Annotated in this window: 7 protein-coding genes; all 7 read right to left on the bottom strand. The window is 67.5% G+C overall.

The genetic code is table 11. The annotated features are described in order from the left end of the window. Nucleotides 1-85: 85 nt before the first annotated feature. Nucleotides 86-3,382, bottom strand: coding sequence for an EAL domain-containing protein (locus ACWCIA_RS13780; RefSeq protein WP_454164107.1), 3,297 nt, complete (start codon nucleotides 3,380-3,382; stop codon nucleotides 86-88). A gap of 468 nt (nucleotides 3,383-3,850) precedes the next feature. Further along, a complete protein-coding gene (locus tag ACWCIA_RS13775) occupies nucleotides 3,851-4,441 on the bottom strand; it encodes an SAM-dependent methyltransferase (protein ID WP_454164105.1) in 591 nt (196 codons plus the stop codon). A 74-nt stretch (nucleotides 4,442-4,515) separates the two neighbouring features. Then, on the bottom strand, nucleotides 4,516-5,898 hold the full coding sequence (locus ACWCIA_RS13770; protein ID WP_454164103.1) for an APC family permease: 1,383 nt from the start codon (nucleotides 5,896-5,898) through the stop codon (nucleotides 4,516-4,518). Between the two features lie 389 nt (nucleotides 5,899-6,287). After that, entirely contained in the window at nucleotides 6,288-7,865 is a 1,578-nt protein-coding gene (locus tag ACWCIA_RS13765) for an aldehyde dehydrogenase (NADP(+)) (RefSeq protein ID WP_454164143.1), read from the bottom strand. Nucleotides 7,866-7,951: 86 nt separating this feature from the next. After that, nucleotides 7,952-8,866 carry a 5-dehydro-4-deoxyglucarate dehydratase gene (kdgD, locus tag ACWCIA_RS13760; RefSeq protein ID WP_454164101.1) on the bottom strand — a complete coding sequence of 305 codons (915 nt, stop codon included), beginning with the start codon at nucleotides 8,864-8,866 and terminating at the stop codon, nucleotides 7,952-7,954. Nucleotides 8,867-9,196: 330 nt separating this feature from the next. After that, complete coding sequence (locus ACWCIA_RS13755; protein ID WP_454164099.1) at nucleotides 9,197-11,038, bottom strand: glycoside hydrolase family 28 protein; 1,842 nt, start codon at nucleotides 11,036-11,038, stop codon at nucleotides 9,197-9,199. 94 nt (nucleotides 11,039-11,132) lie between these two features. Beyond that, complete coding sequence (locus tag ACWCIA_RS13750; protein ID WP_454164098.1) at nucleotides 11,133-13,853, bottom strand: TonB-dependent receptor; 2,721 nt, start codon at nucleotides 13,851-13,853, stop codon at nucleotides 11,133-11,135. Nucleotides 13,854-13,941 lie beyond the last annotated feature (88 nt).

Genomic DNA, 13,941 nt, shown 5'->3' with positions numbered 1-13,941 from the left:
GGACATCTCCTGGCGTTGTTCAAAAGCCCATTCTGCGCTTTTCGCGCCGGGTTCAACGCACGATCCGCGCGCCTGCTCCAAAGCGTCAATGCACCATCTGCCGCTCGAGGCAGGCTTCGAAGGCTTCGCGGGTGAGGGCGGGCGAATAGAAATAACCCTGGATATAGTCGCAGCCGAAGGCAGCCAGCATGTCGCGCTGGGCCGCGCTTTCCACTCCCTCGGCAATGGCCTCGATGCCCAGCCGGTGCGCGAGGTCGATGATGCCTTCGGTCAGCGCCTTGTCGCTGCCGTTGTCGGTCAGGTTGTTGATGAAGGACTTGTCGATCTTGAGGTAGTCGACATCGAAATCCTTCAGGTAGGACAGCGAGGAAAAACCGGTGCCGAAGTCGTCGATGGACACCTTGGCCCCGGCCGCATGCAGGGCTTCGAGGCAGCGTTTTACCTGCTCGGCATCGCTCACCAGCAGGCCCTCGGTGATTTCGACGGTGATGCTGTTGGGCGGCAGGCCGGACCCGACGACGCGCTGCAGCCAGGCCAGGCTGCCGCGGCGGTCGAACTGGACCGGCGACACGTTGACGCTCACTTCCACCACGTAGCCGTAGGCGCGGCGCCAGCGCTCGATGCCGGCGATCGCCTCGCGCATCACCCAGTCGCCGATCTCGTCGATGAGCCCGGCCTCTTCGGCCAGCGGAATGAAGCGCGCCGGGCTGATCATGCCATGCTCGGGATGGGACCAGCGCAGCAGCGCTTCGGCCTTGCGGACCGGGCCGCCGGCGACGTCGACGATCGGCTGGTAATGCACCTGCAGCTGGCCGCGTCCGAGTGCCAGACGCAGGTCGTTGGTGAGCGCGAGCTTGCTGCGGGCGCGCTGCTGCAGCGTGGAGGTGAAGTAGCGGAAACGCCCGCGGCCCTCGCTCTTCGCCAGGTAGACGGCTGCTTCCGCATTGCGCACCAGGTCGGCCGCACTGGCGCCGTCGTCCGGATACACGCTGATGCCGACGCTGGCCGAGAGGTAGGCCTCGCCCTCGCTGCCCAGGACCAGCGGTGCCGCAATCGCGCCGATCACGGCTTCGGCGGTCGTCTCCAGGTGGGTGCGGCCGTCGAATTCGCGCACGACCAGGGCGAACATGTTGCTGCCCAGGCGGCCGATGGTCGTGCCTTCGGGCGCGCAGCGTTCGATGCGCCGGGTCAGTTCGACCAGGGCCGCGTCGCCTTTCGCGTGGCCGAAGCTGTCGTTGACTTCCTTGAAGCGGTCGAGGTCGAGCAGCATGACGCCCAGGCCCCGGCCGGCCCCGTGGGCCTGCTTGAGCTCCTGCTCCAGGCGGTCGACGAACAGGCGCCGGTTGGGCAGGCCGGTGAGGGCGTCGAAATTCGTCTGGCGCCAGATCAGCTCGTCCTTTTCCTTCTGTTCGCTGATGTCGCGGAACTGGATGACATGCCGGTAGATGCGCCCGTCCGGATGCCGGATCGCGCGCATGTTGACGTACTTGGCCGTGAACGAGCCGTCGACGTTGCGGTCGAGGATCTCGCCCTCCCAGGCGTCGTGCTCCTGGAGTTCCTGCCAGACGCGCTCGTAGAAGCCCTGGTCGTGCATGCTCGAGGCGAACAGGGCCGGCCGGGTTCCGAGCACGGACGCCAGGGCGTCGCCGCTCTGCCGGGCAAAGGCCGGGTTGGCGTCGACGATCCGGTTGGCCTCGTCGGTGACGACGATGGCTTCCAGGCTGGTCTGGTAGATCAGGTTCGCCATGCGCATCGATTCCTCGAGGTCGCGCCGCTGGGTGACGTCCTGCACGGTGCCGCGCAGCCTGGCGACGCGCTCGCCGTCCAGTACCGGCCTGGCGATCGAGCGCACCCATTTGCGCTTGCCGGCGCCGCTCACCATTTCCAGTTCGAGGGTGAAGGGCGCGCCGTGCTGCCTGGCCTCTTCCAGGCTGCGTTCGATCAGGGCGCGGTCTTCAGGGCCAAAGCAGGCGGCGCAGGTTTCCAACGTGAGCGGCTGGCCTTCGGGGAGCTCGTAGATGCGTGCCAGTTCCTCGGTCCAATGGAAGGCGCCGCTCGCCACGTCGATCTCCCAGGCGCCGATCTGGGCGAGCATGCTCATTTCCTTGAGCAGGCGGTCCTGTTCGCGGATGGTCTGCTCCTGCTGGCGGCGCTCGGTGATGTCGCGCGCGACGCCGAGCACGCCGATCACGGTGCCGTCCGGCTGGGTGACGGGGGTCTTGATGGTTTCGAAGACGCGCGTGCCGCCGGCGCCGGGCAAGGCCTCGATTTCCTCGGTCGTCACCGGACGCCCCGCGCGCAGGGCGGCGGCGTCGCTCAGCTGGAAGCGCAGCGCCGCCGTCGCGTCGAACAGCTCGTCGTCGCGGCGGCCGACGATGTCGGGCGCCGGCTTGCCGAACAGCCTGGCCGCCTGCACGTTGCAAGCCAGGTAGACGCCAGTGCGGTCCTTCAGCCAGACCAGGTCGGGGCTGTTCTCCACCAGCGAGCGCAATTGTGCCTTTTCGCGCTCGAGCTCGATGGTGCGGCGGCCGACCGCGCGCCGCACCGTCACCAGCCAGGCGCCCAGCGCCAGCACCAGGCAGGCCAGCGCGACGAGGGCCTGCACCAGCCGTTCGGCGTAGCGCGTGAACACCAGCGGGCGCCCCATCCAGCGCTCGTGCAGGGCATCGAGCTCGGCCTTGCTGATCTGCGCCATCCCGCGTTCGACCAGGGCCAGCGTCGCCTCGTCGCCCTTGCGCACGCCGCGGCGCAGCTCGTCGTGCGCGACCTCGAAGGCCTTGACGTAGCTGCGCTGCAGCCCCAGCCGGTACAGGTGGTAATCGGCCGAGTATTCGTCCATGCACAGCAGCTTGACGCTCTGGCTGGCCGCCGCCGCGACCAGCGCCTCGTGGCTCGGAAAGACCCGCACCTTGCCGACGCCCGCCTTGCGCAGTTGCTCGGCGCAGGCATCGTCGGCCTGGACCGCGACCTCGAAGCCCTTCAGGCTGGCCATCTCGTGGATGGCACCGAGCGAGGCATCGGCATAGACCGCGGTGGTGACGGTGGCGTAGGACCCGGAAAAATCGAGGCGCGTCTCGCGCTCGGGGGTTTGGAAAATGGGATCGATGACGTCGGCGTCGCCACGCAGCAGCATCGGCTGCACCTCGCCCCAGTTGGCAGGGATCATCTCGACCGGGACCCCGGTCTTTTTCTGCCAGAGCCGCCAGACGTCGACTGTGTAGCCCTCGAGCTTGCCGTCGGCGTTGCGGTGCACGAAAGGTGGATAGTTGGCGTCCATGACGACGCGCAGCGGCGCCGCCGGCGCCATGGCGGGCAGGAGCGGGCTTGCAAACACGAGCAGCAACGGCGCGAGCCGCAGCAGCCGCAGGACAGTGGACGCCATCAAGACTCCCCAAATGCGGCGGGCACGCGCCACAGGGCGCCGGCAGCCCTGGCCGCGCACGCAGCCTGCATGTTTTTCAGAGAACGATACCATGAAGTCGCCGGGTCCTTGAGGCCGCGCGCCGGCGAAAAACATGCATATGTTTCGTTTGCAACAGGTGGTGCGCGGGCTGTTGCCAAGGTGCTTGGCTTATGCCTTGGATAAGGTTTGTCGGAGGGGAGCGCCTAGACAAGTTTAGCCAACGTCAGCTGCGGCGCGGGCGTTTGAAGGCGGAGCAGAGACGATGGCCGCCGCGAGCTCAGCCGACCAAGCGGCAGCCGCGGCGATTGCGGCCTGCAGGGCAGGGGCGTCGGGTGAACGCGGCCTGACGCCGCCGGGGCGGAGGCAGCGTGCCGTTTGAATGGCGAACGATGGCGGCAGCGCTGGCGGCGCCGTCCGGAGGCCCTGCCGGACGAGGCTGTACGCCAGTTACGCCTTGACCGCCTTCTTCTGCGCCTCGGTAATCGTCCAGTAATAAATCGTCCTGCCGTCGACCGTCTCCGTCTTTTCCGGCGGCCATTCCGAGCCCATGTCGAAGGCATGCGACACCACGCGCGAGCCGACTTTCAGTTGCTTCCACAGCTGGGGGCGCAGCCGGGTGTTGATCGTCGGCAGCAGGTAGAGCGTGACCACCGAGGCCGAGGACAGGTCGGTATCGAAGAGGTTGGCGACGCGGAAGGTCACCTTGTCGGTGACGCCGGCCTTTTTGGCGTTTTCCTTGGCCTCGGCGATGCGCTCGGGGTCGATGTCGATGCCGGTGCAGCGGGCGCCGTGGGCCTTCGCCGCGGTCACGACGATGCGGCCGTCGCCGCAGCCGAGGTCGAACAGGACGTCGTTCTTGCTGACCCTGGCCAGCTTCAGCATGCGGTCGACGACTTGCTGGGGCGTGGGCACATAGGGGACATCGAGGGCCGGTGTGGCGGTGGCCGGCTGGGCCAGCAGGCGCGGGGCGGGGAGCAGGGCCAGGCCGGTCGCGGTGGCGCCGAGACCGAGCAGCGTACGGCGTGGTTGGGAAATCATCGACATTCTCCTTCGGTTGGTGGGACAGCGATGAAATGGTGCGCGCGGGCCGGCCGCCCGCTGATCGTTCGAGATTAGCGCTCGGGGCCGGCACGCAGCAGGGGCAACAGCAGCAGGCCGGCGGCGAGCACGGCGACGCCGATCCAGGCCGCGTTCAGGCCGCCGAGCTGCTGGCTGTACACGTACGACAGGCTGGACCAGAGCATCCAGCAGCAGGTCGCGCAGAACACCAGCGGCAGCAGGGGAAACAGGGGCACCTTGAAAGGGCGCGGCAGGTTCGGCTCGCGCCGGCGCAGCACGAACAGCGAGAGGCCGGCGAGCAGGAAGAACAGCCAGAACACGGGCGCCGTGAACTCCACCATCGACTTGAAGCCGCTGCCGAAGGCCGCGCCCAGTCCGACCAGCAGCAGGGCGGCGATGCCCTGCACCAGCATGGCCGGCGCCGGCGAGCCGCGCGCGCCATCCCACTGGCCGAGCACGCGCAGCCGCGGCCAGTCGCAGCCCATGGCGTAACCGGTGCGCGCGCCGACGATCATGGTCGCGTTGATCGAGGTAAGGGCCGACACCGCCACCAGCAGCGAGATGAGCGCTTCGCCCGCCGGCCCGGCGGTGGCGCGCATGACGTCGGCGGCCAGCGCTTCCGAGCCGGCCATGCCGGCCAGGCCGAGGGTGGCCCAGCAGGCCCAGGTTACCAGCAGGTAGAGGATGGTGATGAGCAGGATCGACAGGGTCAGCGCGCGCACCATGTTGCGCCTGCCGTCGCGCACCTCGGCGCTGATGTAGGCGGCCTCGTTCCAGCCGCCATAGGTGAGCAGCACGAACACCATGGCCATACCGTAGGAGGCGGGGCTTGACGTGGCCGCGGGCGCGGGCGGAGGTGCGCCGGCAAAGAAGGTGGCCGCCCCCGCGATCAGCAGCAGGCCGCCGACCTCGAGCAGGGTGAGCCAGGTCTGGGTGAGGGCGCCGGCGCGGATGCCGCGCAGGTTGAGCAGGGTGAGCACGACGACGACGGCGAACGCGTACACGGTCGAGCCGGCCGCGCCGGCCAGGCCGGGCAGCGGCAGCACCTGCTGCATGTAGTCGCCGAAGACGAAGCCGAGCAGGGCGATGGAGCCGGTGGTGATCACGGCGAAGCGCGCCCAGCCGAACAGGAAGGCGACCTGGCGGCCGTAGGCGCGGCGCAGGAAATGGTAGTCGCCGCCGGCGTGGGCGCAGGACGTGGTCAGCTCGGCATAGCAGAGCGCGCCGACCAGCGACACGAGGCCGCCGAGGATCCACAGGCCGAACATGGCGCCCGCACTGCCGCTGAGCCCGGCGACGATGGACGGCGCCTTGAAGATGCCGGCCCCGATGACGACGCCGACGATGACGGCGACCGCCTCGCGCAGGCCGAGCGTGGGCTGCGGGGCAGTTCCCGGTGTTGACGATGCAATGCGTTCTGCTTCGGTAGCATCCATGATCGTGGCAGACCTGGCAACCCAAGGTTGGAGACGACTGCAGGAACGCGCCGCCACCCTGTCTTCTTGCGAAGGCAGCCGATGGGCGCGCTTGACAGTAGACCGCTCGTAACGTGGACAACTATATATCGGACGTCCGCGCGCACGGCAGGCTGTGCGATATGCGGCCTGCATTGTTGTTTCTGCGCGCCAGCGCCCGGGATATTCACGTCCGGATTCGACGCTGCGGAGCCCGGATTGGTTCCCGCGCTGAACAGCCCGGGTGCGAGCCGGGACGGGCAATTTGTTGCTTGCAAAAAAAGCGGGTACAAAAAAAGACGCCCGACATGCATCGGGCGTCCAGGGCCAGGCAGCAGGCGGGCAAGGGCCCGCCATGCGTTCGCTCAGGCTCAGCCCTTCACCAGCTCACCGTCCTTGATGCGGTGCAGGCCGTACGGGTTGGCGTCCTGCAGCGCTTCCGGCAGCAGCCAGCCCGGCAGGTCCTGGTAGCTCACCGGACGCAGGAAGCGGTCGATCGCGCCCGCGCCGACCGAGGTGGAGCGGCTGTCCGAGGTGGCCGGGAAGGGGCCGCCGTGGACCATTGCGTGCGACACCTCGACGCCGGTCGGGTAGCCGTTGACCAGCACGCGGCCGGCCTTGCGCTCGAGCACCGGCAGCAGCGCCAGGGCGGCGTCGCGGTCGGCTTCGTTGAGGAAGATGGTGGCGGTCAGCTGGCCGTCCAGGTGCTCGGCCACGTCGCGGAACTGCTCCAGGCTGGCGCAGCGCACGATCAGCGAGGAGGAACCGAAGATCTCGTCTTCCAGCGCCGGGTTGGCGATGAAGTTGGCGGCGTCGGTCTCGAACAGGGCGGCCTGGCCGGCGCAGACGGTGGTGCCGCACTGGCCGCGGGCCAGCTGGGTCACGCCTTCTTCGCGGCCCAGCTTCTCGACACCGCTGTTGAAGGCGGCGTGGATGCCCGGGGTCAGCATGGTGGTGCCGACCTTGCCCTGCAGGGCGGTGACGGCGGCATCGCGGAAGCTGTCCAGTTGTGCGCCTTCGAGGGCGATCACCAGGCCAGGGTTGGTGCAGAACTGGCCGGCGCCGAGCACCAGGGAATCGATGAAGCCTGTGCCGATCTGGGCGGCACGCTCGCTCATTGCGCCCGGCAGCAGGAACAGCGGGTTGATGCTGCTCATTTCGGCGTAGACCGGGATCGGTTCGGGGCGTGCCGCGGCGGCGCGCACGAGGGCCATGCCGCCCTGGCGCGAGCCGGTGAAGCCGACCGCCTTGATGGCCGGATGCGAGACCAGCGCCTGGCCGATGGTGCGGCCGTCGCCGTGCAGCATCGAGAACACGCCCTCGGGCAGGCCGGCGGCTTTGACGGCGGCCTGGATGGCCTTGCCGACGAGTTCCGAGGTGCCTGGATGGGCGCCATGGGCCTTCACCACGACCGGGCAGCCGGCTGCCAGCGCCGAGGCGGTGTCGCCGCCGCCGACCGAGAAGGCCAGCGGGAAGTTGCTGGCGCCGAAGACGGCGACCGGGCCCAGGCCGATCTTGCGCAGGCGCAGGTCGGGGCGCGGCGGCGTGCGTTCCGGCAGGGCCGAGTCCAGCGCGGTGGCCAGGAAACGGCCGTCGCGCACGACTTTCGCGAACAGGCGCAGCTGGTTTACGGTGCGGCCACGCTCGCCTTCCAGGCGGGCTTGCGGCAGGCCGGATTCGAGCATCGCGCGTTCGATCAGCTGCGGGCCGAGGTCGAGGATGTTCTGGGCGGCCAGCTCGAGGAAGGCGGCGCGCGCTTCAGGCGAGGTCTCGCGGTAGGTATCGAAGGCTTCGTCGGCCAGGGCGCAGGCGCGCTCGACGTCGTCGACGGTGCCGGTGCCGAAGGAGGGCTCGATCTGTTCGCCGGTGGCCGGGTTGACGGCGCGGAAGGCAGCCGCGCTGCCCTTGATGGCGGCGCTGCCGATCAGCAGTTCGCCGTTGATGGTGATGGTCAAGATGGTTCTCCTCTTCGAATGCATGAAGGCGCGCCGCGGCTGTGTGGCCCCGGCGCGCCGAAAATTACGTCAAACCGGGATTACTGCGGGCCGAGCTTGGCCATCAGGGCGCGCAGCTTCTCGACTTCCTCGCCGGTCAGGTCGGTCAGCGGTGCGCGCACCGGACCCGCGCTGTAGCCGGCGATCGCGGCGCCTGCCTTGACGATGCTGACTGCATAGCCGGCCTTGCGGTTGCGGATGTCCAGGTAAGGCAGGAAGAAGTCGTCGATCAGGCGGCCCTGAGTGGCGAAGTCGTCGGTGCGGACGGCTTCGTAGAACTCGATCGCGGTCTTCGGGATGAAGTTGAACACGGCCGACGAGTAGACCGGCACGCCCAGTGCCTTGTAGGCGGCGGCGTAGACTTCCGCGGTCGGCAGGCCGCCGAGGTAGGTGAAGCGGTCGCCCAGCTTGCGGCGGATGCTGACCATCGATTCGATTTCGCCGATGCCGTCCTTGAAGCCGATCAGGTTAGGGCAGCGGTCGGCCAGCTTCAGCAGCGACTCGGCGTTCAGCTTGCAGCGGTCGCGGTTGTAGACGACGACGCCGAACTTCACCGACGCGCAGACGGCGGCGACGTGCTCGACCAGGCCGTCCTGGCTCGCTTCGGTCAGGTAGTGAGGCATCAGCAGGATGCCGTGGGCGCCCAGGCGTTCGGCTTCCTGTGCGTACTTGATGGCCATGCGGGTCGGGCCGCCGGCGCCGGCCAGGATCGGCACCTTGCCGCGGCAGGTTTCGACGGCGACTTTCACGACTTGCGTGTAGTCCTCGGGGGTCAGCGAGAAGAACTCGCCGGTGCCGCCGGCCACGAACAGCGCGGTCGCACCATACGGTGCTAGCCACTCCAGGCGACGGGTATAGGTTTCCGGATTGAAGTCGCCGTTCGCGTCGAAGTCGGTGATCGGGAAGGACAGCAGGCCGGAGGACAGGATTTGTTTGACGTCTTGTGGAGTGAACATGGTCATTACCTTCAGTTAGGGTTGAGAGGGTGGGGCTGTGTCCTGCCTCACCAGTTATCAGTCATCGTACAACCTAAGCTGGCGCTTTGCAAGCGGTCTGACCAGTTTATTTAGAGCATCAAAAAATGTAGGGTGGACTCCCGAGTCCACGCGTCATGGAACCGGCGCGAGTCGAAACAGTTCGTTTCGGCGTTGCTCGGGCGATCCCTGGAACGTTCGGCCTCTGTATGACAGGGCGAGCATGCCTCGCCCTGTTGTGGCATTTCGACATCCCGCCGTGCGTAACGCGTGGACTCGGGAGTCCACCCTACCGGACGGTGAACTCGCGCCTTACGTCGACAACACCGTGTTATGCACCTTCCCGCCAATCGTCACATTGGTGAGCTTCACATTGCGCACGTTGTAGGTGTACCAGGGCTGCGCCGCATTCACCGGTGTGCCGAAATCGCAGTCCGTGATCGTCACGTCGCGGATCGGCAGGATCTCGGCAGGCTGCTTGCCGTTGTAGTCGTAGGCGACGGGGCCCAGCAGCAGCACGGCCTGGAAGCAGGAGAACGAACCATCCTTCGTCTTCACGTTGCCGACCTTCACGCCCGAGATGTGGATGTGCTCGACCACCGGCGGGCGGGTCCGCACGTTATCCGCGTTCGGATCGTAGTCGCAGTCGATCGTCACCACCGCGCCGGACGAGGAGCCGACGGAGCGCTGCGGGATCGGCGAGCCGGGCAGGGGCTTGTAGTAGCCCGGCTTCAGGTTGACGCCGTTCGGCATGCTCACGTTGCGCACGTAGAAGTGGCGCAGGAATCCGCCGCGGTTCATGTTGGTCTTCATGCGGATCGCGGTGTTGAGCGGGTCGGTAGCCCAGTTCGCGTTGCGGAACTCGATGTTCTGCGCGTACACGTGCTGGATCCCGCCCGACATCTCGCTGCCCAGGGTCACACCGCCATGGCCGCTGTTCATGATGCAGTTCTGGATCACCACGTTCTGGGTCGGGCCGAATTGCGTGTCCAGGTTCTTGCCCGACTTGATCGCGATGCAGTCGTCGCCGTTATTGAAGGTGCAGCCGTCCACCAGCACGGTGTTGCAGGCGTCCGGATCGAAGCCGTCGCTGTTCGGCCCCATGCTGTCCATGTGCACGCCGCGGAACTCGACCTTCGTGCAGTTGACCGGGTGGTGCACCCAGAACGGCGACTGGTGGATCTCGTAGCCCTGCATCAGCACGTTCGTGCAGCCGATGAATTCGACCATGCAGGGGCGCAGGTAGTGGCCGCGGCCGAACACGCGCTTGCCCACGGGGACGCCCGCTTCCGACAGGGTCGGCAGGAAGACTTCGTCGGTACGCCAGCGGTCGGTCTTGCCTTCCATGAGCGCCACCTGCTCCGCGCTCAGGCCGGGGACGAGCGCCTTGATCGTGGTCGGCGTCAGTGGATTGACGACCGTCTGCGCCTGGTTCTGGTTCGGGCCGGGCTTGCGCTTGCCCTTCCAGTCCCACCAGGTGTCGCCGTTGGCTTGCGGGACGCCGCCCTGGCCGTCGAGGATGCTGGTCCAGTCCTCGCCGGTGAGGGCGATGTTGGTCTGGTTGTAGGCATACACCAGCGGCGAGTAGTTCAGGCAGTCGTTGGCCTGCCAGCGCGAGATCACGAGCTTGCCGTGCGGGCCGCAATCGTAGTCGCCGTACTTGGCGAAGTCGTCCGGATCGTTGCTGAAGTAGACGTGGGCGCCTTTGGACAGGTGCACGTTGACGTTCGACTTGAGCACGATCGGGCCCTTCACCAGCCAGTTCCCGGCCGGGATCACGACGCGGCCGCCGCCGGCCGCGCTGCAGGCCGCAATCGCCGCCGCGATCGCCGCGTAGCAGTCGAATGCGCCGGCAACCGGCGTGCTGACCTGGCCCTCTTCGTGGTGGGCGACATAGCCGCTCACCTTCCTCGTTTCGCAAGGCCGGGCGCCGTAGGCGGTAATCACGAAGTCCTGCTTGCGGAAGGCCAGCGGCGTCTTGAACTGGGCGATGATGCTCTCCGCGCGCCCCCACGCGTCACCCGCTCCGGCCGCGCCGGCGCCGTTAATGCCGGCGCAGCCCACGGCGCCGGCGCCCACGGTCAGGCCGGCCGCGGATACGGATGCGGCGCGCAGCAGCGAGCGGCGTTGCGGGTTGATGTGCTTCGATTTCATTGTGTCTCCGTGTTGTAAGGCGTGTGGTGCAGTGTGGTTCCGGGCCGGGCCGGCCCCAGTGTGGCCGGCCCGTTGCTTCGTTAGAACGTATCGCTCAGAACGTATAAGTCAGGCGCAGATTGTACGCACGCCCGATCGGGCTGGCGGCGCTGCTCAGGTAGCCGTAGGTGTAGCCGCTGTGGTTGGTGACCGGCGGACGCTCGTCCGTCAGGTTGGTGATGCCGGCCGTGATGCCCAGGTGCGGGATGCCGTTGTAGCTGGCGGTCAGGTTCCACACGCGGTAAGGCTCGATGCGGCGGTGGTACTGGGCGGCCACCAGGTTCTGGTCTTCGTACGAGGAATTGTAGTTCTGGGTCAGCTGGGCGCCCATGTCGCCGCGGTTCCAGGCGAACTTCAGCGTGTGCTTCCAGCGGTAGGTGATGATCGGGAAGCTGCTGGTGGTGCCGTTGCTGGCCAGGCCGAAGCGGCCCACGTTCGATGCGAAGGCGCTGTCGCGCTCGAGCTGGTTGTCGAACTGGGTCAGCCAGGTGCCGTCGAGTTCCGCCTTGAAGGTGCCGGCCGCGCTCTTGGGGAAGGTGTAGCTGGCAGAGACGTCGACGCCGGCCGCCTTTTGCCCGCCCAGGTTCATCGTGATGTTCTTCACGTAGTACAGGCTGCCGTCCGGGTTGCGCACGAACAGGTCTGCATACTTGGTCGGATTCAGGAAGATCGCCTGTTCCGGCAGGTTGGCCAGCATGTCTTCCATGCGGATGTTCCAGTAGTCGAGCGACAGGGTCGCGTTCTTTACCGGCTCGACCACCATGCCCAGCGTCCAGCCGCGCGATTTCTCCGGCTGCAGTTCCGGATTGCTGCCGACCTGGCGCGGCAGCTGCACGTTGCAGACCTCGGAGGCGATGCGGCCCGGCGCCGCGGTGCCGGAACCGGCGACGCCCGGCTGGCCGCCCGGGCACAGGGTCGGATCGTCCCAGCGGCCCGAGGTCAGGCCGTTCGGGCCGGCGGTGCGGTAGCCGTAGCGGTCGAACAGGGTCGGGGCGCGGAAGCCCGTATTGGCCGAGCCGCGGAACATCAGCGTTTTGGTCGGCTCGTAGCGGAAGCTGGCCTTCGGGTTGAAGGTATTGCCGAAGTCCGAGAAATAGTCGTCGCGGGCGGCGAAGTTCAGGGTCAGGGCCTTGGTCAGCGGGACGTCCAGCTCGGCGTAGATGGCCGAGACGTTGCGCGCCCCCTCGCCACGCGCGGCGGCCGCGTTGGCATAGGTGACGGTGTTGACGATCGGCAGGCGCTCGTCCTGGGTGGTGTCGCGGTGGAAGTCGAGGCCGACGGCGAGCGCCATCGAGCCGCCGGCCAGGTCCATCAGCGAGCGGCTGACGGAAGCATCGATGCCGGAATAGGTGCTCTTCGAGTCGCGGTTCAGCTGGCCGTCGACCGAGATGCTCTCGAGGTAGGCCAGGCCGGCGGCGTCCTGCAGGCCGAAGGGATTGAGCGAACCGTTCATCAGGCCGGCGTTCAGGCCGGCGCCGGTGACATAGCCTTCCTTGTAGTAGTTCTTGCGGGTGCTGACGCCGTGCACCAGGCCGACACGATAGTCCCAGTTGCCGAAGCGGCCTTCGTCGCTGACGGCCAGGCGCTGGTTGACCTGCACGTCCTTGGTGGCGGCCAGGCCCAGGTCGGCCACGCTCCAGGTGACGAACAGCGGCTGGCCGGTCAGGCCCGGCATGGCGGGTACGCCGCCGGCGCCGCCCGGATACCATTTGGAGGAGGAAGGCAGGGTCGCGGGCACGCCGCCCACGGCCACGCTTTGCGTCGGGTTGCGGGTGGCGACGATGTATTCCTCGCCGCGCATGTAGTCGACGGTCAGCTTGTGGTCGTCGCTGAACTGCTTCGTGCCGCGCGCATAGAAGGTGACCTGCTGGTTGGCGTACAGGGCCATCCCGTATTCCTGGTTGTTCAGGACGCAGGTATTGCGCGCGCCGCGGATCGAGTAGGGGTCGGCGCAGCCGCTGGCGAAATAAGGGTTGGCGGCGGTGCGGTTGGCGGCCGTGGTGTAGTTGGCCGGCATCGCATAGCCGCCACTGGCCAGCGACGGGGCGCGGCCGATGGAGCTCAGGATTTCCGGGGTCGACAGCTCGGCGCGGTCGCGCGCGTACAGGGCGCTGCGGCGGTGCGCGTCGACGGTGGCATAGACGTTCCAGCCGTCGACCGCGAGGCTGCCCTTGCCGGCGGTGAGGGTCACGCGCTGCTCGTCGCCGCCGCCATCCTTTTCGGGCTCGATGTGCTGGCCGGTCACCTGCACGCCTTCGAAGGTGTTTTTGGTGATGAAGTTGACCACGCCGCCGATGGCGTCGGAGCCGTAGATCGAGGAGGCGCCGTCGCGCAGGATCTCGACGCGGGCGATCGCGCTCATCGGGATCACGTCCAGGTTGGCGTAGCCGTCGGCGATCGCTTCGTTGGCCAGGCGGCGGCCGTTGAGCAGCACCAGGGTACGGTTCACGCCCAGGCCGCGCAGGTTGATGTTGGTGCCCGAGCCGGCGTTCGAGGGCGCGAGGGAGGAGGACTGCGGCAGGGCCATCATCAGGTCGGCCAGCGTGGTCATGCCGCGCGCCGTGAGTTCCTGGGCGCTGACGGTGGTGACCGGCAGTGCGGCTTCGGCGGCCAGGCGCTTGATGCTCGAGCCGGTTACCTCGACGCGCTGCATCGGCGCTTCAGCCTGCTGGGCCTGGGCCTGCTGGGTGAGCGCGAGGACGGCGAGGGCGATCGACGAAAGGGTCAGTGTGCGGCGGGTGAGGGTGCGGCGGGCGGATCTGCGTGCTTGGTTCATGAAGCTGTCTCCTGAATATTGACTATTTTTGGTTTGCTTGAACGGTTTTGCCTGAACGGGTTTGCCTGAGCGAGCCTGGGCGGCGTTT

The organism is Massilia sp. SYSU DXS3249, assembly GCF_053668055.1.
Note: the sequence above shows the minus strand (reverse complement) of the source record. Positions and strands in the feature narration are given on the sequence as shown.